This window comes from Streptomyces sp. NPDC059852, from assembly GCF_042731455.1.
In the GTDB taxonomy this organism is placed as follows: Bacteria; Actinomycetota; Actinomycetes; order Streptomycetales; family Streptomycetaceae; genus Streptomyces.
In genome coordinates this window covers 68234-86588 of record NZ_JBHWJK010000004.1, presented here as the reverse complement: position 1 = coordinate 86588, position 18355 = coordinate 68234, and the positions used below count along the sequence as shown (strand labels likewise).

Here is an 18355-nt window from a genome sequence, read left to right as displayed (position 1 = left end):
TCATGACCTACGACTCCCCCGCCGTCCTGGACGCCGGACCGTCCGACGGCGTCGATCCGGACGAGTTCGTGCGCGCCGCCGTGCGCTGGCACTTCGACCCGGAAACCGGCTCCCGCTACTGGCTGGACCGGGCCGAGCGACTCGCCTTCGATCCGCGGCGGGACGTCAAGGGCGTGGACGACCTGGCGCTCTTCCCGGACCTGAGCGACGAACTGCGCCACGTCCCGGTGGCGGACCTGATCCCCCGGGGTTACGGCGGCGACGCCCGGCTGCTCAACGTCTTCGACAGCGGCGGGACGACCGGGGCGCCCAAGCGGGTCGTCCAGCTCGACGACTGGATGCGGCACAGCACCGCACAGGTCGACATGCGGCTGCGGGAGCTCGGACTGCCCGTCGGCGCCCAGTGGCTGACCGTGGCGCCGACCGGTCCGCATCTGGTCGGGGACGTGCTGCAACGGGCGGCGGCCTCGCTCGGCGGCCCGGGACTGAGCATCGACATGGACCCCCGGTGGGTCAGGAAGCTGATCGCCGCGGGCCGCGACGACGAGGCCGAGGCGTACACCGACCACCTCGTCGAACAGTGCCGGCGGATCCTGCTGACCCAGGACATCGGTGTCCTGGCCGCCACCACACCCCTGCTGGAGCGCTTGGCCCGCGAGGACGACCTCCTGGAGCGGATCAACGGTTCGGTCCGGGCGATCCTCTGGGGCGGCACCCACATGGACCCCGACACCCGCCACCTGCTGGCCACGGAGGTCTTCCCCGACGTGCCGCTGATCGGCATGTACGGCAACACCATGATGCTCACCGCACTGCTCGAACGCGCCGGTCTCGGCCCCTCGCAGCCCTGCGTCTTCGACCCGGTCTCGCCGTACGTGTTCCTGTCGGTCGTCGACCCCGTCACCGGGGAACCCGTCGCGGTCGGCGAGCGCGGCCAGGTGATCGTCAGCCACGTCAGCAAGTCGATGCTCATCCCCCACAACGCCGAGCGCGACACGGCCGTGCGCGTCACGCCCGCGGGCGGTCACGCGGGCGACGCCGTGGCGGACGTGGCGCCGGTGCCCACCGTGAAGGGCGAGACCGTGATCGAGGGCGTGTACTGATGGCCCCCGCCGATGTAGCCGAGCCGGTGTACCTGGACGCCCTGGGACCCCGCGGCCCCTACCGGACCCGTGTGCCGGAGCCCGTGACGGACGTCTCCGGTACCGAGGTGGCGCGGCTGAGTCTGGTGCCGCCGGTGTACGTCGACCGGGCGCTGGCCGCGCTGCGCAAGGCCGGGCCCGTCCCGGCGGCCGACCTGGACACGCTGCTGGCATCGGCCGCCGAGGAGTTCGCCACCGGCGCCGTCGGCGGGCTGGACGTGCGCGAGTACGAGTACCTGGTGAGCCGGACCTCCGGTACCCCGCTGGCCGTGGTGCGCGACGCGACCCGCGGCACGGCGAGGTTCGTCGGCCGCGCCCGTGCCTCGGCAGAGCAGGGCAGGCCGCGCGGAACGGTCCGGGAGCGCCCGGACCCCTCCCTCGGAGCCGGGCACGCCGTGTGGGCCCGCCGGGGCGAGGTGTTCGCCGTCAACGCGTCCGGCAATCATCCGGGGGTCCACCGGCTCTGGCTGGAGGCGCTGGCTCTCGGCTACCGCGTGGCCGTACGGCCGTCGCGGCGCGAGCCGTTCACCCCGCACCGTCTGGTCGGCGCGCTGCACCGGGCGGGCGTCGGCCAGGACCGGCTGGTGCTGCTCCCCACGGACCACCGGACCGCGCAGACGCTGATCCGCGGCGCCGACCGTGCGGTGGTGTACGGCGGTGACGAGGTCGTCGCCCGGTACGCCCACGACGCCCGCGTGCTGCCCCAGGGGCCCGGCCGGACGAAGATCCTCGTCACGGCGGACACGGACTGGCGGGAGCACCTGGACACGATCGTCGCCTCCGTCGCCGACGAGGCCGGCACCGCGTGCGTCAACGCCACCGCCGTCCTCGTCGAGGGCGACCCGGCACCGCTCGCGGAGGCCCTCGCGGCGCGCCTGTCCCAACTGCCCGCTCTGCCGCCCCAGGACACCCGGGCAGTTCTCCCGGTGTGCCCGCTGGACCGGGCCCTGGCCCTCGACTCCTACCTGGGGTCGGTGGCGGCGGGGACCCGCGCCTGGCTCGGCGGCGACGGCATCGTCGACGACCTCGGGGACGGAAGTGCCGTCCTGCGGCCCGCCGTCCATCAGGTCGCCGACGCCGGTGCCCCGCAGGTGGGGACCGAACTCCCTTTCCCCTGTGTGTGGGTGGCGCCCTGGAGCCGCTCGGACGGCATCGCCCCGCTGCGCGGGACACTCGTCCTCTCGGTCCTCTCCCACGATCGCGCACTGCTCGACGTGCTGGTGGCGGAACCCTCCATCGCCAACGTGTACGCAGGTGACCACCCGACGTACTGGATGGCTCCGGGAGTGCCCCACGACGGCTACCTGTCGGACTTCTTGATGCGCGGCAAGGCGGTGGTCGGTTTCGGGGTCGGGTGACCACGGTCAGTGGGGCAGCAGCAGCATCACGGCCGTCCCCAGCGACATCGCGCCGTCGCGCACGTACCCGTACGGGTCCGTCGCGGCGGCGCGGTGCGCGGGGTCCGTGGCGGTCCGCAGCGCGGGCATGGGGCGCGTCAACGACCGCAGGGCGCAACCGAGGAGATACACCGTCAGTACGACGGTGACCAGAGTCGCCGTCGTCGAGGCGTCGGTGGCATGGCCGTGGGCGCCGGTGTGACGCGCGGCCGGTACACCCGCGGCGGCCACGATTTCGGAGGCACCTGCGCCCGGCGGGGTCCGCGCCATCCAGGCCATCACCAGCATGCCGCCGGCGGGCGTCAGCCGGTCGGCGAACATCGGCGCCTCACGGGCGGTCAGCAGGAACCACAGCGCGCCGGCGGTGAAGAACAGCGTCGCGGCCCGGCCGGACAGGGGCGCGCCGTAACTCCAGGGCATCGCCGCCATGGCCGCCGCCATGGCGCAGTGCAGCACGAGGTCCACGCGGTCGCGGCGGCCCGCGCCCGGTGACCGGACAGCGTGCCACAACACATGCAGGGCCACGACGGCGAACAACAGCGTCAGCATGCCGTGCACGGCGTCGAGAGCCGGCGTCCTGTCCGACACGGTGTGCCCCTTCTGGTCCCTGGCGGTTCGCTGTCCTGACCGGGTGCGCGATCGATCCGTGACAGGGCGCGTCCGCGGGGCCGGGCGGGACGGCCGGACGCAGGATCCGCCGACGACGGTGCGTGTCCGATGGTGATCCGTTGCCACGGTGTGCCACCGGTGGGATCCATGCGCACACTGGCGCCCCTCCGCCGACGCGCCCGCCCGCGCCCGCTTGTAGCATGGGACGCACGAAGCCAGAAGGGATGTTCCATGCACGCTGGCGCCTCACCCGGCACCCTTGACCAGGCGACGAGGGACTTCCTCTCGGCGCGCCCGCAGCTCTTCGGTATCGCGTACCGGGTCCTGGGCAGTGCTGCGGAGGCCGAGGACATCGTGCAGGAGACCTGGCTGCGGTGGCAGAGCACCGACCGTTCGAAGGTGCACGAACCGGCCGCCTTCCTGACCACGGTCGCCACGAGGCTGGCGATCAACGTGGCCCAGTCCGCGCGGGTGCGCCGGGAGTCCTACGTCGGGCCCTGGCTTCCGGAGCCCGTCGACACCACGCAGGATCCGCACCTGGGCGCGGAGCGTGCCGAGGCTGTGGAGATGGCGGTCCTGCTGCTCCTGGAGAAGCTGAACCCCGTGGAGCGCGCCGCCTACGTGCTTCGGGAGGCGTTCGACTACCCCTACGGCCGGATCGCCGAAATCCTGGAGACCAGCGAGGCCAACACCCGCCAGCTGGTGAGCCGCGGCCGCAAGCATCTGGCGGCTGAACGCAAGGAGGCCGTTACCCCGACAGCCCATCGACGGCTGCTGGAGGTCTTCCTCTCCGCGGCGCGGACGGGCGACCTGTCGGTCCTGGAGGACGTGCTCACAGCCGACGTCGTCAGCTACACGGACGGCAACGGTATGCGCGGCGCGTCGAGGATCCCGGTCGTCGGGCTGCCCCACGTCTCGCACTACCTGGTGGCCTTCGCTCCGCGTTTCTGGCCGCAGACGCAGGTCCGGTGGGTCGAGGCGAACGGACGGCCGGCCGTCCTGATCCTCTCCGGCGAGAAGGCCGTCGCCCTGCTGACCGCCGACATCTCGGCGGACGGCATCGACCGGCTCATGTGGGTGATGAACCCGGCCAAACTGGCGCCCTACGTGGCCTCCCTGCGGGACTGACCTGTGGTCGCGGGTCCTCCGGTGCCGACGGGTCGGCGTCACAACAACGCTCGCTCGTCGGTCATCCAGTCGTCCCGGACGTCTGCCGGGACCGCCTACCACGACGACACCGGAGCCATGCTGTGACCGAGCGGATCAAGTTGCCCACCCTGTCGACCGAGAAGGATTTCGACGGGGAGGAGTTCTCGCCCATCTACACCACCACGGTCACCGTCCAAGGTGGTGCGGCCTCGCACGGGCGGGCCTCCGGCCACGCACGCTCGGCCGACGGGGCCTTGGACCTCGATCTGCGGATGCCGGCCGAGCTGGGCGGGGACGGTCGGGGAACCAACCCCGAGCAGCTCTTCGCGGCCGGTTTCGCCGCCTGCTTCCACGGCGCGCTCAGCCTGTTGGCCCGGCAGGAGGCGCTGGACCCCGCGGCCATCTCCGTCGTGGCGACGGTCGCCTTCGGCCGGGACCCGGCGGACGGCGGTTATCTGCTGCGGGTCGATCTGGTGGTGCGGTGGCCCGGTGTCGATCGCGCGACGGCCGACGAGCTGGTCGGTAAGGCCGACGCGTTGTGCCCCTACGCGCGCATGGCGTGGAGAGGAACGCCCACCACCATCACACTCGCCTCCTGAAGCGGACACGCTCGGTGGCGGCGGCCGGTCAGGAGGGGAACCACAGATCCGCGTCGGCCGCTTCCTCCTTGCGGACGGTGAAGAAGGAGATCTCCTTCTTGTGCGGCCCGCTCTGCGGGGGCAGCGCCTCGACCACAGGGTGATCACCGACCGTGTCACGCCCTGGGCGCGGCGGGGAAGCCGCCTCGTCGAAGTACTCCGCGTTGACGGTGAGGTAGTGCGCCCAGTGCCGCGGCAGATCGTCCTCGTGGAAGATCGCCTCCACGGGGCAGACCGGTTCGCACGCATGGCAGTCGACGCACTCCGCAGGGTTGATGTAGAGCGTGCGCGCGCCCTCGTAGATGCAGGCCACGGGGCATTCGGTGACACACGCCCGGTCCTTGATGTCGACGCAGGGCTGTGCGATGACGTACGTCATCCGTCTTCTCCTCTTCGCCGTCGGACATCCCCGGCGCCTTGTCGCACGGATGTCGGGTTCGTCCAGATGACCGGGGACCCCGGCACGGTGTGACACGGGCGCGCTGCCGATGTCACAAACCGCCGCCCGACGTGGTCCTAGTCAGTGACCACCCAGAGCGACGGGAGCAAGCGTGCCTCTCACCGAACAACGTCTTTCCACCACGGTGCTGGTGATCGGTACCGGCGGTTCCGGCCTGCGGGCGGCGATCGAGCTGGCCGAGGCCGGCGTCGACGTCATCGCCGTCGGCAAGCGTCCCAAGGAGGACACCCACACGTCCCTGGCGGCCGGCGGCATCAACGCGGCCCTGGCTACGATGGACCCCGAGGACTCCTGGCAGCAGCACGCCGCGGACACCCTCAAGGAGAGCTATCTGCTCGGCGACCCCCGTACCGCGGAAATCGTCACCCAGGGGGCAGCCCTGGGTATCGACGACCTGGAGCGGTACGGCATGGCCTTCGCCCGTGAAGGGGACGGCCGGATCTCGCAGCGCTTCTTCGGCGCCCACAAGTACCGCCGTACCGCCTTCGCCGGCGACTACACCGGCCTGGAGATCCAGCGCACCCTGATCCGCCGCGCGCTCCAGTTGGACATCCCGATACTCGACAGCGTCTACATCACGCGTCTGCTGGTCCACGACGGTGCCGTCTTCGGGGCCTACGGCTTCGACCTGACCAACGGCACCCGCCACCTCGTCCACGCGGACGCCGTGATCCTCGCGGCCGGCGGGCACACGCGCATCTGGCGGCGCACCTCGTCACGCCGGGACGAGAACACCGGCGACTCCTTCCGCCTCGCCGTCGAGGCCGGGGCCCGCCTGCGCGACCCCGAGCTGGTGCAGTTCCACCCGTCCGGCATCATCGAGCCGGAGAACGCCGCGGGCACCCTGGTCAGTGAGGCCGCGCGTGGTGAGGGCGGCATCCTGCGCAACGCCCTCGGCGAGCGGTACATGAGCCGCTACGACCCCGAGCGCATGGAACTGTCCACGCGCGACCGAGTGGCCCTCGCCTCGTACACCGAGATCAAGGAGGGTCGGGGCACCGAGAAGGGCGGGGTCTGGCTCGACGTCTCGCACCTGCCCCGCCAGACGATCATGAATCGGCTGCCCCGGGTCTACCAGACGCTTCTCGACCTGCAGATGCTCGACATCACCCGTGAACCCATCGAGGTGGCCCCGACGGCCCACTACTCGATGGGCGGCGTCTGGGTCCGTCCTGAGGACCACAGCACCGACGTCCGCGGTCTGTACGCCATCGGCGAGGCGGCCAGCGGTCTGCACGGCGCCAACCGCCTCGGTGGCAACAGCCTGATCGAACTCCTCGTCTACGGCCGCATCACCGGCCAGGCCGCGGCCGCCTACTCGGAGTCCCTCACAGCGCAGCCCCGGTCCGCGACCGCCGTGGCCGAGGCGCGCGCCGAGGTCGACGAGATGCTGGCCGCTGACGGCCCCGAGAACGTCCGGGCACTGCAGCGCGCGATCCGCAACACCATGACCGAGCACGCCGGTGTCGTCCGGGACGAACAGGGTCTGCGCACCGGCCTGGAGGAGCTGGACGCCATCGAGGAGCGCATGCAGAACGTCGGCGTCCATCCCGACATCGCCGGTTTCCAGGACCTGGCCCACGCCTTCGACCTCAAGTCGGCCGCCTTGGCGGCCCGCGCCACCCTCGAAGCGGCACTGGAACGCCGCGAGACCCGCGGTTGTCACAACCGCAGCGACTTCCCCGACATGGATCCCGCCTTTCGCGTGAACCTGGTCTGGTCTCCGACGACGGGAATCACCCACGAGCACATTCCCGACGTCCCGGACGAGGTCGCCGCCCTCATGGCGGACGTGTCCACCGACGGAAAGCTCGTCGAGTAACAGGCTTCCGACCACCGGAAAAGCCAGAACACCTGAACTCCAGAAGCGCCAGGAACGCCGGAGCGCCGAAAAGGCAGTTCGCCTTGTCACAGAGCGGGTGAGCATTCGGTCTTGTCTGGTGCAGGCGACAACGCACATCTCGAAAGGACATTCACATGAAGGTCGTAGTCATCGGCGGTACCGGACTGATCGGTTCCAAGCTGGTCGCCAAGCTCAACGAGCACGGTCACGAGGCGGTGCCGGCCGCTCCCAACACCGGGGTCAACACGCTCACGGGCGAGGGCCTTGCCGAGGTCCTGACCGGCGCCTCCGTCGTGATCGACGTCTCCAACTCGCCCTCCTTCGAGGACGACGCCGTCATGGAGTTCTTCCACACCTCCACCACCAACCTCCTCAAGGCGGAGGCGAACGCCGGGGTGACCCACCACGTGGCACTCTCCGTGGTCGGCACGGAACGACTCCAGGAGAGCGGCTACTTCCGCGCCAAGCAGGCACAGGAGGCACTGATCAAGGACTCGGGAATCCCGTTCTCGATCGTGCACGCCACGCAGTTCTTCGAGTTCATGAAGGGCATCGCCGAGGCTGCGACCGACGGTGACACCGTCCGGCTGGCCCCGGTCAAGATCCGGCCCATCTTCTCCGACGACGTGGCCGCCGCCGTCGGCCGTACCGCGGTCGGCACCCCCGTGGGCGGGGTGGTGGAGGTCGCCGGCCCCGAGGAGTTCCAGCTGGACGAGCTGATCCGCAAGGGGCTGGCCGCCAAGAAGGACCCGCGCCAGGTCGTGACCGATGTGCACGCCCCGTACTTCGGCGCGGAGCTGCAGGAGACCACCCTGCTCCCCGGTCCGGACGCGCACATCGCCGAGACCCGGTTCGCCGACTGGCTCGCGCAGCAGCGCTGAGTCGTCGGGTGGCGGGCCCCGCTCAAGGGGGTCCGCACCCACCACAGGGGGCCTGTCGTCCGCACCGCGGCGCGGCAGGCCCCTCTCGTCACAGAAAGCAGACCCACCATCATGATCCAACGCGACCACGCCACCTCCCCGGCCCTCGGTGCGCACCCGGCCGTGACCGGTGCCTACACCATCGACCCGGTCCACAGCACGATCGGCTTCTCCGTCCGGCACGCCATGATCACCAATGTGCGCGGCCGGTTCGACCGCTTCGAAGGCCTGCTCGTGCTCGACGGCTCCGCCCCGTCCCGTTCCAAGGCTTACGTCAGTGTCCAGACCGACAGCATGGACACGGGCGCGGCGGACCGCGACGCCCACCTCGCGGGGCCCGAGTTCTTCGACTCCGCGACGTTTCCCCTGATGACCTTCCACTCCACCGGCATCGTCCCGCTCGGCGACGACGAGTTCCGGCTCACGGGCAGCCTGCGCATCAAGGACATCGAACTGCCCCTGGACATCGACGTCGTCTTCGGCGGGGCCGGTGACGATGCCTTCGGCAACCACCGAGTCGGCTTCGCGGGCTCCGCCACCCTGCGGCGTTCGGACTGGGGGCTGGCCTGGAACACTCCGCTCGACACCGGGGGTGTGCTCATCAGCGACAAGGTGACGCTGACCCTGGACATCTCGGCCATACGGACGGAGCAGGAGGCGGCGGCCTGACGGACACCGATGCGGGTGGGCGGTGGTCGCCCCTGCCGTGGAGCATCCCCGCCCACCCGCATCGGTGTCCGTCCGGTCAGGCGGCGCTCTCCGTCGCGCGCTCCGAGCGCACCGCGCGCCGTCGCAGGGCGCGGCGCTCCCCTTCCGTGGTGCCTCCCCAGATCCCCTCGACCGGCCCGACATCGACGGCCCAGGCCAGGCACTGCCGGGTGACGGGGCAATGGCGGCAGACCGCCTTCGCCTCGTCCGTCTGAATGGCCGCCGGCCCACTGTTGAGACCGCCGATCGGGAAGAAGAGATCCGGGTCCTCGGTCAGGCAGAGGCCCTTTACACGCCAGTCCATGAATTGCCTCCTGTATGTGAAACGGATACCGGTTCGCGGGGTGGCTCGTCGAACAAGGTATTGCGGGATTAATTCGGTTTACGCAGCGTCGCTTTCACTGGAAGACCGGGCGGTCGGTGCGAATGTGACATCACGCCGTGCCCTGTGTCAGCGCGAGGGAAGCGCCTCCGGGCAGGGCCGTGCGCCGATCCACAAGATCCGTAGAAATAGTCCGCGCAAAGGTGTAACGAAACGTCGGCGCCGCCGGTCGTCCGAAGCGAAGGTGAGCACCGCGCCCTGCCGATCCCTCCGTACGCGGGGCCAACGCTCCGGCGGTCGTGACGAAGAGTCGTCCGACCGTCTCCGCACACACCGGCAACAGAGAAACGGAGACCCGGGATCATGCATCCAGAGGCGACCCCCGTGGCAGGCGACCTGAGCGAGGCCGTTTCCGTCTTCGTCGAACTCCGGCCCCGCCTTTTCGGCATCGCCTACCGCGTGCTGGGCAGCGCGGTGGAGGCCGAGGACGTCGTCCAGGAGGTGTGGCTGCGCTGGCAGCGCACCGACCGCACCCTCGTGATCAGCCCCGTGGCGTTCCTGTCGAGCACCACCACCCGGCTGGCCATCAACGTGGCGCAGTCCGCCCGCGTCCGCCGAGAGACCTACATCGGTCCGTGGCTGCCGGAGCCCGTCGACACCAGCAACGACCCGGAGGTCGGTGCCGAGCGGGCGGAGGCACTGGAACTCGCCCTGCTCCTGGTGCTGCAGAGGCTCTCTCCCACCGAGCGCGCCGCCTACGTCCTGCGGGAGGCCTTCGACTACGCCTACCCCGACATCGCACGCATCCTGGGTCTCAGCCCCGTCAACGTCCGCAAGATCGTGAGCCGGGCCCGCAAACACCTCACCGAAGAGCAGCGGGACAGCGTCGACGCCGCCGAGCACCGGACGCTGCTCCAGACGTTCGTCGCAGCCGCCCGGCAGGGTGACGTCGCCAGCCTGGAGGCACTGCTGACCCCGAACGCGGTCAGTCTGTCCGACGGCAACGGAATCCGGGGAGCGGCGCGGGTGCCCGTCCTGGGCCGTGTCCGCGTGGCCAACCTGTCCACCGCGCACCCGCGGTTCTGGCCCACCGTCGAGGCCGAACCCGTCGAGGCCAACGGACGCGGCGGCATCCTGATCCACAGGGACGGCCGACCCGCCACCTTCATGACGATCGCGGCCACCCCCCGTGGCATTCACCAGGTGATGTGGGTCTTCAACCCGGCCAAGATCGCCGCCTTCCTGGACTCCCGCACCCGCCACCGCTCCGCGCCCGCCCTCTGCGTCTGAGCGGGCCGCGGACACGATGTGTCAGGCGCCAGGGCGCGCAGGTCAGTCGCGAGGGCGGTTCCAGGAGCGCAGCTTGTCGGGGTTGAGGACGGCCCATACCTGTACGACGCGTGTGCCGGCCAGGTCGAGGCAGACCACGGCGGCGACCTGGCCGTCGTAGCGTGCGACAAGACCCGTGCGCCCGTTGACAGGACGGGTGTGCACAGTGGTGCGCGGGTGCCGGGCCAGCAGGGTCAGGAGACTCCGGGCAACCCGTGGGCCGCCGACGACGGGCTGGGTCAGGGTGCGGACCTTGCCTCCGCCGTCGTAGAACGCGACGGCGTCGGGGTCCAGCAGACCGGCCAGACGGTCCACGTCCTCGTCGGCGCACGCCTGCCGTACGGCGTCGGCCAGTGCGTCCTCGACGTGCGGAGCCGTGGGGCGTGCGGCCCTGACCCGGAGGCTGTGCCGGGCTCTGCCCAACAGTTCGGTGTCCACCGGTCGCGGCCGGTCCGGGCCTGCCGGTCCCGCGGTGCTCACGGGTACGCCGGCCGGGCCGCCGAGGGCCTCATTGAGTACGAGGGCCGCTCGCTCGGCGGGTGCGAGCGCGTCCAACATCCCGGCCCACAGCGCGTCGAGATCGTCCTCCAGAGCCGGACCGGCCCCTCCACGGCTCCCTGCGGGCCCCTGGGGGCCCCGGTCACCATCTGACAGGGCCAGCCGCGCCAGAGAGATGCTGCCCACGACACGGGTCAGCCAGGCCCGCGGGGCGCCTATGCGGTCCCGCTGGTGCTCGGAGAGCGCGTACCACTCCCGGTACGCCTCGTCGGTGACGTGCTCGGCGACGCTGTCGCTGCCCAGCATCCAGTGCGCGACGTCCAGCAGGTGCCGCCGCTCGTCGAGCAGCTCCCCGATCGGCATGGTGTCAACCATGGGCTCCATACCGGCTCCTCCTCCTGAACGACCCGCCCTGGTGACGGTTCGCCTCCCGCATGCGGTTTCCGAGTCGCGCGCATCGCCACGTTACCCGCGGCACCGCAACGGCCGCATCCATGTCCCCGGCTTCGCGGACGACGCCGCACACCTTCACACGGTCACACTCTGTCCGACGCTACGTCGGAGGCGGTACTGCGTGTTGTGTCGTACGGACAAGCCATCGCACTGCTCCTACCCGTGGCGGCCTCTCACACACCCGCTCTCCTGACGGAATCAGCATGCCTCACATGACGCGTCGCACAGGGCTGTCACAGCGCTCGTCACTGTTCGGTCAATGCGATGTCGACGGTTCACGAGCCGACAGCCCGAGCTGAGGAAGGAAGAGGGATGTCCCGAAGCACTGACCAGCAGACCGATCCCGCCGCTGCCACCGCGTCGCTGGCGGCGGAGGCCGCCCTGCTCGAAGGGCGGTTGAGCCTGCTCCGAGAGGCGATCGACTCGGTGGACGCACGCATCGACGCGGTCTCCGAGACCCTGCGGCGACTGCAGCGCCCGGCGACCGGGCCCACCGACGGCACGACGCCCGAGGAACGCGAGGGCGGCACCGGGCCCGACCGCCCGGAGCGGGGCCGTGCCTGACGCGGCGGACGGGCGGGCTCGGTGGCGCGTCGCGACGGACATCGTGGTAGCCGGTCCGCCGCGCTCGCCGCGCGACGTGGGCCGTTTCCCGGCAGTACGGGTATCCTGCCCCCGGTGCCGGGCCGAGTGACGGAGCCCGCATCGGGCGGCCCCGCCGGAACGAGGGGTGAGAACGAGAGGAACGCATGGTCTCCGTGACCCCCAAGGCTCGCAACATCGAGATCACCGCCGAGAGCCTCCAGGAGGACCTGGCGCGGCTGGAGATCCAGAAGCAGGCACTGGAGCGGGAACTGGCCGCGGTCACCGCTCACCTCGGCTCCGTGCAACGGGCTCTCAGCGCCCTGCAGGCCCTCCTGCCGGAGTCCGTTCCCACGGCCTCGGCGGCCCGTCCGGGGGACGTGGTCGCGGAGGTACCGGCGACAGTGGCACCCGCACCCATGCCGTCCTCCGACGAGGCGGAGGACGGTGCCGGTCCCGGTGCCCATGCGGAGGACGCCTCCAGCGCCGGTGAAGCCGACGGCTCGAAGTCGTACGGCAAGCTGACCGAACAGATCCTGGCCTTCTTCGCGGAGGCCGGAAACACCGACGTCCGTGCCAGGGATGTGGCGTCCGCACTGGGCCGCGACACCGACAGCGGCAGCATCAACGCGGTCCGGAGCACGCTCGACCGTCTGGTCGGCCAGTCCCGTGTCCGCCGGGTGGGCCGCGGTCTGTACCGCGCCGCGAAGCGCTGAGCCGCCCTCCCGTGTCCCCGGGGTCCACGGATCCCGCGGGTCATCCCGCGACGGCGTCCGCATCCGCGTCCGCGGACTTCTCGCCTCGCCGTGGGTCACCGCTGGAGACGAACGCCTCCCTCGGGTGCTGGACCGAGGCGAGGGAGATGACGTCGCGGCCGAAGAACGCGGCAGTCATCCAGACGGCGAACACTCGTGCCTTGCGCTCCCAGCTCGGTATGGCCAGCACGTGGTAGCCACGGTGCATCAGCCACGCCGGGAATCCCTTGATGACCAGGCGCCGGTACTGGAAGATGCCGCGGCCCAGCCCGAGGGTGGCCACCACGCCGAGACTGTGGTGCACATAGTCCTTGACGGGCCGACCACGCAGGGACGCCAGGATGTTCTTCGCCAACAGCTTGCCCTGACGGACGGCGTGCTGGGCGTTGGGCACCGTGCGGGCGTCCGGCCGGCCGACGGCGAGATCGGGCACGGAGGCGTCATCACCGGCCGCCCAGACGTCCGCCACGACCTCGCTCTCCGTCCCGACGCGGAGATCCGCGCGCACCATCAGCAGTCCTCGTGCGTCGACGGGGAGGTCGGTGTGGTTGTGCACGATCGGGTTGGCGGCGTTGCCCGCCGTCCACACGAGCAGCTCCGAGTCGTACTCCGATCCGTCCGACAGCACCACGCGACCGTCCTTCGCTGAGACGAGCTGGGTGTTCAGATGCACCCGCGCACCCCGCTTCTCCAGCGAGCGCACCACCCACTCCCCCGGCCCGTCGGTGACCTCGGGCAGGATGCGGCCCCGTGCCTCGACCAGGTGGAAGGCGAGTTCCTCCGCCCCGATCTCGGGATAGTGCTTGAGCAACGCGGAGGCCAGGCTCAGCAGTTCACCGAAACCCTCGACCCCGGAGAAGCCACCACCGACGACGGTGGCGGTGAGCAGCCGACGGCGTTCGGGCCCGTGGGGCAGGGTCGCCGCGCGGTCGAAGGAGGTGAGCAGCCGGTCGCGGATCGCCACGGCCTCCTCGACGTGCTTGAGCCCGTACGCCTGGTCACTCAGTCCTGGGATCGGGAAGGTGCGTGTGACGGCGCCCGCGGCCATCACCAGGATGTCGTAGTGCAGGTCGAACTCCGGACCGGACTGCGGCCGGACCGTCACTGTGTGCGCGCTGTTGCGGATCTCCGTGACCGAACCGGCGATCAACCGTGTGCGGTGCAGGTGCCGCCGGAGCGAGACCGCGGCATGGCGGGCCTCCACCGACCCGGCGACCACCTCGGGCAGAAACGGCTGGTACGTCATGTAGGGGCGCGGGTCGACGACGGTGACCCGGGCCTCGTCCCGCCGCAACTTCTTCTCCAGGCCCCACGCGGTGTAGAAGCCCGCGTAACCGCCGCCCACGATCAGGATCTCACGCACGGTGTCCTCAGTTTCTCTTGGTTTCACCCTTCAAGACCGGCCGGCACCGCACCGTGTGACAGTACCGGTCCCGGTCCTGGCGGGCCCGCCCACCCTCACGCGGCGGCGTGCGCGCTCCAGTGCTTCTCCAGGATCTCCGCGACCTCAGCCGGGCGCTGGAGCACCGGCCAGTGGTTGCAGTCCATCTCGATCACCTCACAGTGCAGGGAGTCACCCAGCCTGCGCCCGAACTCGATCTGGCAGGCGGGATCCCGGGCTCCCCAGAAGACGACGGACGGCGCGGACACGGCGGACAGCTCCGGCTCCCACTCCGCTCCCATGGTGAGCGCCGACCTGTACAGCCTGAGCACCGCGTCCTTCATCGGCTCGTCCACGCGGCTCGCCATCTCCCTGGCCAGGTGGAGGGGTACGTCGAAGCCGGCCGCCACCTCCTCCGCGAAGGGCTCGGCACGCAGTTCGGCCATGTACCGGTCGCCCTGGACCCGGTCCTGCCAGATCTTCGCCAGTGGATGCCAGACGTACTCGGCGTTGACCGGACCGTTGCCTCCGGCCCAGGTTCGGACGAGGTCGGGGCGCAGGGAGGCGACGCGGAGGGTGAGGATGCAACCCCAGTCGTGCCCGACCAGGTCCACCGGCTCGCCGACCCGCTCCAGTCGCCGTACGAGCCAGTCGACGTACTCCTCCTTGGTCGAACCGAAGCCGGCGGGGCGCTCGGCGCCGAAGCCGGGCAAGTCCCAGGCCTCCACGTCGGATCTGGTCAGATGATGGCGCACACCGTCCCACACATGGTGGGTGTCGGGGACGCCGTGGATCAGGATCGCGGGCATGGTGAACCCTTTCGTCGGTGGGACGAGGTCGCGTACGGTCGGCGACGTCTCATGGTGTCACACGGTTGTATCGTCCTTTCGTCTCCGCCGCCCTCGACACCTCCGCTCCACGGCGCCTCCGCCTCGGTTTCCGACGGTGGCGCGGTCTCCTGTTGTCACATGATCGGCGCTTGCGCGGTCTGCTCTGCCGAGGGCACGGCCAGCCGACCGCAGTGGTGGCGTAGTGGTGCCGGTAGAGGAAGGACCCCTCCATGGGTGGGACCGGTGACACGACACCGCTCGCGGACCTGCTGGACGAGCGACAGCATCTGATCGACGTCGCTCGCTGGATGCTGGGCGCCGGGCCGACGGCCGAAGAAGCTGTCACCGAGACGTACCGGCGGTGGTACGGCCTGAGCGACGACGAGCGGTCGGGCATCAGCGATCCGCGTGTCTGGCTGACCAAGAGCACGGGCACCATCTGTCTGGCGCGCCTGTCCGCACCGGCACGCCCGGTGCCGGGCCCGGCCGAGGCGGGCGGCGGCATCCCCATCGAGCCCGACCGCGCTCTTTCGGAGGAGGTCAGCGACGTCCTGCTCAACGCCCTGGGCGCTCTCTCCCCGTCCGAACGGGCGGTCTTCGTGCTCAACGACGTCTTCGCCATGCCCCCTCGGACGGTCGCCGACATCGTCGGGCGGACCCCGCGCGAGTGCGCCGAGCTGGCTGAGAGCGCCCGTCGCAGCCTGCGGGCCGACCGCGCGCATCCCACTCCGGCGGACCAGCACGACAGGATCGTCCGCGCCGTCCGGCAGGCCTGCGTACTCAACGACGCGCGGCATCTGGTGTCCCTGCTGTCCCGGCACGCCATCGCGTTCTTCGACGGCGGAGGCAAGATCCGTGCTCTGACCAGGCCCGTGCACGGCGACCAGCACGTCGCCCGGACCCTCCTCACGCTCTTCGCCCCGCGTTCCCGCACCGTCCTCCACCTCGAGGCGGCCAACGGTCGCACCGCGATCGTCGTGCGCCACCACAACCAGGTCGCTGCCGTCATCAGCTTCGACATCACCGACCAGCGCGTCACACACGTCTGGGCCGTCCTGAATCCCGACAAGTTGCGCGGGTGGAACCGCCCCCAGCCGCCCGCCGACGGACACGGAGCGGTCAGGCACGTCTGAGGAGGCGGCCGGAAGGTGCCACCGGCCGGGGACTCGGTGCCCGGGGTGCGCTCACCCGTTGCGCTTTCCACATGTCAGTGGCAAGAATTGCAGGGTGGGCTTGCACCGAATCGCCACCACATCTTCATCACGGTGACAATGCGATCCATCCGACGACGACGTTCCAGCACTCCTTGAAGGAAGACATGGTTCCGGCATCTCGCTCGACACGCGACATCGTAGTCACGGCTGAGAGCCTTCAGGCCGATCTCAGCCGTCTGGAGCTGCAGAGGCGGGCGTTGGAGAGGGAGCTGGCTGCCGTCGTCGCTCATCTCGACACCGTGCAACGGGCGCTGGGGGCTCTGGAAGTCGTCATGGCGTCCCCCACGGTGGCACCGGCCTCCGAGGCCGCGCCTGAGACCGCCGACGGCGCTGCTCGGCGCCGTGTCACAGGTCCGGCGCAGCCGGCGACCCGACCGAGAGGCGGCACGGAGCACACGTACGGCCGGCTGACCGAACAGATCCTGGAGTACTTCGCGCAGGTCGGCGACGCCGACGTACGTGCCCGGGACGTGGCCGTGGCCTTGGGCCGGGCCACCGACAGCGGCAGCATCAACGCCGTCCGCAGCACGCTCGACCGGCTCGTCGGCACCTCGCGGGTCCGGCGCAGCGGTCGGGGTCTCTACCGCGCCGGATGATCCCGGGCGGTCCCTCCGGCCCACGAGACTGGCCCCGGACGCCGATTCGCGGGGGATCGGTGGGCGCCCGGGGCACAGTACCCCCGCCAGGCTCTAAGTGGCAGGGGAGCATTCCCGGCGCCGTGTGTGGGGTGTCCAACCCAACGCCGTGAACACTGTGAACAGGGTAGCCCACTTTCACATGCTCTGCCGACACACGCCCTGACGCCGGGGCAGCTGATGCGGCACCTCGTGGTCTCCTCCGCCGGTCTGAGCGGCCGCCTCAACCCGGTCTTCTGTCCTTCGCTGAGTCCGGGCACGTGTGCGGCGGACTCCGCCGCGCGGCGGTGAGCGGCCCGGCGGTAGGAGTCCCAGTACAGGTAGTCCTGAACGACCGTCAGGCCGCGCTCGGCCTCGTCCTTCGCATCCGTAGTGTGCTCCAGCCACAGGTGTGCGGCCTCATGCCCACGACGCCGCGGCCACCGCCTCGCGGGTGAGATGTCCATTCAGCCGTGATGCAGTGCATAACAGTGTGACAACTCGTTGTGTTCGTCCTTGTGATCTTGCTGCCCGTCACGGATCATGGGACGACATGAAGCACACGCACCGACCGGCGATTCTCCCGCGCCCAACCCAAGATCCTTCCGCCCCCCTGTCTCCCGGCACACACACGATCACCGTTCCACACGGTCCCGCCCGCGTCGAACTGCGCTACCACGTCGCCGGCTCGGGCCCCGTATGTCTCGCTCATTCGGGCGGACCCGGCATCGGCTGGGAGTACCTGCGCATGCCCGGTCTCGAGGACTCCTTGACCATGGTCTACGTCGAGCCGGTCGGCACGGGCGACTCCGGTCGGCTCCCGGATCCGCGTGACTACACCGTGGCCACGTACGCGCACTTCCTGCACGCGGTGGTCCAACACCTGAACGTGCCGCGGTTCGCTCTTCTCGGTCACTCCCACGGCGGTTTCGTGGCCCAGCGGTACGCCCTCGACCATCCCGCACGGGTCGCCGCCCTCGTTCTCTACGACACCTCACCGGTCGCGGACGAGGAGTTCTGGTCGGCGGCAGTCACCGCCATGGAACGGTTCGTAAAGGACCACGTCGAGGACCATCCGGAAGTCGCGGACTACGCCGCCACCCTCACTACGCGTCTCGGCCTGCTGGACGACGATGGCGCCACCGCCGTCCTGCGCACACTGATGCCGGCTTATCTCCACGACTACTGGGGCAGAGAAGCGGAGTTCGCGCCCGCTCGTCGGACGCTGCGCATGTACGCGGCTCCCTCCCTTGGAGAGGAGCCCCCCTTCGACGTCCGGGACGAACTGCCCCTACTCACCCCACCGGCCCTGGTCCTGGCAGGCCGTCACGACTTCATCTGCGGGCCACGATGGGCCGCCCTGCTGCACGAGGGCCTGGACAGCGCCGCGTTGACGGTCCTGGAAGAGGCGGGTCACCTCGCACACATCGAACAGCCGGCCCGGTTCGGCGCCGCCGTCCTCGCGTTCCTCCATGCCCAGGGAGTCGTCCGCGGACCTCTGAACTCATAGC

19 protein-coding genes are annotated in these 18355 nt (G+C 70.4%); 13 read left to right on the top strand and 6 right to left on the bottom strand.

The genetic code is table 11. The annotated features are described in order from the left end of the window. Window positions 1-2 precede the first annotated feature (2 nt). Together ACFV46_RS06640 and ACFV46_RS06635 are read left to right on the top strand one after the other, a co-directional pair. Complete coding sequence (locus tag ACFV46_RS06640) at window positions 3-1103, top strand: phenazine antibiotic biosynthesis protein (protein ID WP_385497237.1); 1101 nt, start codon at window positions 3-5, stop codon at window positions 1101-1103. After that, window positions 1103-2500 carry an aldehyde dehydrogenase family protein gene (locus tag ACFV46_RS06635; protein ID WP_385497235.1) on the top strand — a complete coding sequence of 466 codons (1398 nt, stop codon included), beginning with the start codon at window positions 1103-1105 and terminating at the stop codon, window positions 2498-2500. Before ACFV46_RS06640 ends, ACFV46_RS06635 begins: the two co-directional genes overlap by 1 nt. Window positions 2501-2506: 6 nt before the next feature. Here ACFV46_RS06635 and ACFV46_RS06630 read toward each other — a convergent pair whose 3' ends face one another. Next, window positions 2507-3127 carry a DUF5134 domain-containing protein gene (locus ACFV46_RS06630; RefSeq protein WP_385497234.1) on the bottom strand — a complete coding sequence of 207 codons (621 nt, stop codon included), beginning with the start codon at window positions 3125-3127 and terminating at the stop codon, window positions 2507-2509. Window positions 3128-3379: 252 nt separating this feature from the next. On the opposite strand from ACFV46_RS06630, the gene ACFV46_RS06625 reads away from it, so the two are divergent. Together ACFV46_RS06625 and ACFV46_RS06620 are read left to right on the top strand one after the other, a co-directional pair. Then, window positions 3380-4276, top strand: a complete 897-nt coding sequence (locus ACFV46_RS06625; RefSeq protein ID WP_361928763.1) for an RNA polymerase sigma-70 factor — start codon at window positions 3380-3382, stop codon at window positions 4274-4276. Between the two features lie 122 nt (window positions 4277-4398). After that, complete coding sequence (locus ACFV46_RS06620) at window positions 4399-4896, top strand: Ohr family peroxiredoxin (RefSeq protein WP_385497233.1); 498 nt, start codon at window positions 4399-4401, stop codon at window positions 4894-4896. Between the two features lie 28 nt (window positions 4897-4924). On the opposite strand, the gene fdxA is transcribed toward ACFV46_RS06620, so the two are convergent. Next, window positions 4925-5314 (bottom strand): ferredoxin, encoded by a 390-nt coding sequence (fdxA, locus tag ACFV46_RS06615; protein WP_361928769.1) that lies wholly within the window; start codon window positions 5312-5314, stop codon window positions 4925-4927. 172 nt (window positions 5315-5486) lie between these two features. Here fdxA and ACFV46_RS06610 point away from each other — a divergent pair, with 172 nt between their 5' ends. From ACFV46_RS06610 to ACFV46_RS06600, 3 genes are all read left to right on the top strand, one after another. After that, window positions 5487-7217, top strand: a complete 1731-nt coding sequence (locus tag ACFV46_RS06610; protein WP_385497231.1) for an L-aspartate oxidase — start codon at window positions 5487-5489, stop codon at window positions 7215-7217. 155 nt (window positions 7218-7372) lie between these two features. Next, the gene (locus ACFV46_RS06605; protein WP_385497230.1) at window positions 7373-8119 is read left to right on the top strand and encodes an SDR family oxidoreductase; all 747 of its coding nucleotides are present in this window, start codon (window positions 7373-7375) and stop codon (window positions 8117-8119) included. A 111-nt stretch (window positions 8120-8230) separates the two neighbouring features. Next, window positions 8231-8827: a YceI family protein gene (locus tag ACFV46_RS06600; RefSeq protein WP_385497229.1), complete on the top strand. Its 597-nt coding sequence runs from the start codon at window positions 8231-8233 to the stop codon at window positions 8825-8827. A 76-nt stretch (window positions 8828-8903) separates the two neighbouring features. Here ACFV46_RS06600 and ACFV46_RS06595 read toward each other — a convergent pair whose 3' ends face one another. After that, entirely contained in the window at window positions 8904-9170 is a 267-nt protein-coding gene (locus tag ACFV46_RS06595; RefSeq protein ID WP_361928778.1) for a WhiB family transcriptional regulator, read from the bottom strand. A 402-nt stretch (window positions 9171-9572) separates the two neighbouring features. Between ACFV46_RS06595 and ACFV46_RS06590 the strand changes: the two genes are divergently transcribed. After that, complete coding sequence (locus ACFV46_RS06590) at window positions 9573-10478, top strand: RNA polymerase sigma-70 factor (protein ID WP_385497228.1); 906 nt, start codon at window positions 9573-9575, stop codon at window positions 10476-10478. Window positions 10479-10520: 42 nt separating this feature from the next. Here ACFV46_RS06590 and ACFV46_RS06585 read toward each other — a convergent pair whose 3' ends face one another. Next, window positions 10521-11399, bottom strand: coding sequence for an RNA polymerase subunit sigma (locus ACFV46_RS06585; protein ID WP_385497227.1), 879 nt, complete (start codon window positions 11397-11399; stop codon window positions 10521-10523). Between the two features lie 381 nt (window positions 11400-11780). Between ACFV46_RS06585 and ACFV46_RS06580 the strand changes: the two genes are divergently transcribed. Together ACFV46_RS06580 and ACFV46_RS06575 are read left to right on the top strand one after the other, a co-directional pair. Beyond that, a complete protein-coding gene (locus tag ACFV46_RS06580) occupies window positions 11781-12032 on the top strand; it encodes a hypothetical protein (RefSeq protein ID WP_006131897.1) in 252 nt (83 codons plus the stop codon). Window positions 12033-12217: 185 nt separating this feature from the next. Continuing rightward, window positions 12218-12766 (top strand): hypothetical protein, encoded by a 549-nt coding sequence (locus ACFV46_RS06575; RefSeq protein ID WP_385497226.1) that lies wholly within the window; start codon window positions 12218-12220, stop codon window positions 12764-12766. Between the two features lie 40 nt (window positions 12767-12806). Here the strand turns inward: ACFV46_RS06575 and ACFV46_RS06570 are convergent, their stop codons facing one another. Next, window positions 12807-14168, bottom strand: coding sequence for an NAD(P)/FAD-dependent oxidoreductase (locus tag ACFV46_RS06570; protein WP_385497225.1), 1362 nt, complete (start codon window positions 14166-14168; stop codon window positions 12807-12809). Between the two features lie 95 nt (window positions 14169-14263). Then, entirely contained in the window at window positions 14264-14995 is a 732-nt protein-coding gene (locus ACFV46_RS06565) for an alpha/beta fold hydrolase (protein ID WP_385497224.1), read from the bottom strand. 251 nt (window positions 14996-15246) lie between these two features. On the opposite strand from ACFV46_RS06565, the gene ACFV46_RS06560 reads away from it, so the two are divergent. From ACFV46_RS06560 to ACFV46_RS06550, 3 genes are all read left to right on the top strand, one after another. Further along, window positions 15247-16149: an RNA polymerase subunit sigma gene (locus tag ACFV46_RS06560; RefSeq protein ID WP_385497223.1), complete on the top strand. Its 903-nt coding sequence runs from the start codon at window positions 15247-15249 to the stop codon at window positions 16147-16149. 185 nt (window positions 16150-16334) lie between these two features. Beyond that, the gene (locus tag ACFV46_RS06555; RefSeq protein ID WP_361928800.1) at window positions 16335-16826 is read left to right on the top strand and encodes a hypothetical protein; all 492 of its coding nucleotides are present in this window, start codon (window positions 16335-16337) and stop codon (window positions 16824-16826) included. A gap of 571 nt (window positions 16827-17397) precedes the next feature. After that, on the top strand, window positions 17398-18354 hold the full coding sequence (locus ACFV46_RS06550) for an alpha/beta fold hydrolase (RefSeq protein ID WP_385497222.1): 957 nt from the start codon (window positions 17398-17400) through the stop codon (window positions 18352-18354). The last annotated feature ends 1 nt before the right edge of the window (window position 18355 follow it).

Excerpts from the sequence above, each read along its gene's own strand:
- ACFV46_RS06640 (WP_385497237.1), top strand. The coding sequence starts at position 3 with ATGACCTACGACTCCCCCGCCGTCCTGGACGCCGGACCGTCCGACGGC.
- ACFV46_RS06635 (WP_385497235.1), top strand. The coding sequence starts at position 1,103 with ATGGCCCCCGCCGATGTAGCCGAGCCGGTGTACCTGGACGCCCTGGGA.
- ACFV46_RS06625 (WP_361928763.1), top strand. The coding sequence starts at position 3,380 with ATGCACGCTGGCGCCTCACCCGGCACCCTTGACCAGGCGACGAGGGAC.
- fdxA (WP_361928769.1), bottom strand. The coding sequence starts at position 5,314 with ATGACGTACGTCATCGCACAGCCCTGCGTCGACATCAAGGACCGGGCG.
- ACFV46_RS06605 (WP_385497230.1), top strand. The coding sequence starts at position 7,373 with ATGAAGGTCGTAGTCATCGGCGGTACCGGACTGATCGGTTCCAAGCTG.
- ACFV46_RS06600 (WP_385497229.1), top strand. The coding sequence starts at position 8,231 with ATGATCCAACGCGACCACGCCACCTCCCCGGCCCTCGGTGCGCACCCG.
- ACFV46_RS06595 (WP_361928778.1), bottom strand. The coding sequence starts at position 9,170 with ATGGACTGGCGTGTAAAGGGCCTCTGCCTGACCGAGGACCCGGATCTC.
- ACFV46_RS06585 (WP_385497227.1), bottom strand. The coding sequence starts at position 11,399 with ATGGAGCCCATGGTTGACACCATGCCGATCGGGGAGCTGCTCGACGAG.
- ACFV46_RS06580 (WP_006131897.1), top strand. The coding sequence starts at position 11,781 with ATGTCCCGAAGCACTGACCAGCAGACCGATCCCGCCGCTGCCACCGCG.
- ACFV46_RS06575 (WP_385497226.1), top strand. The coding sequence starts at position 12,218 with ATGGTCTCCGTGACCCCCAAGGCTCGCAACATCGAGATCACCGCCGAG.
- ACFV46_RS06565 (WP_385497224.1), bottom strand. The coding sequence starts at position 14,995 with ATGCCCGCGATCCTGATCCACGGCGTCCCCGACACCCACCATGTGTGG.
- ACFV46_RS06560 (WP_385497223.1), top strand. The coding sequence starts at position 15,247 with ATGGGTGGGACCGGTGACACGACACCGCTCGCGGACCTGCTGGACGAG.
- ACFV46_RS06555 (WP_361928800.1), top strand. The coding sequence starts at position 16,335 with ATGGTTCCGGCATCTCGCTCGACACGCGACATCGTAGTCACGGCTGAG.
- ACFV46_RS06550 (WP_385497222.1), top strand. The coding sequence starts at position 17,398 with ATGAAGCACACGCACCGACCGGCGATTCTCCCGCGCCCAACCCAAGAT.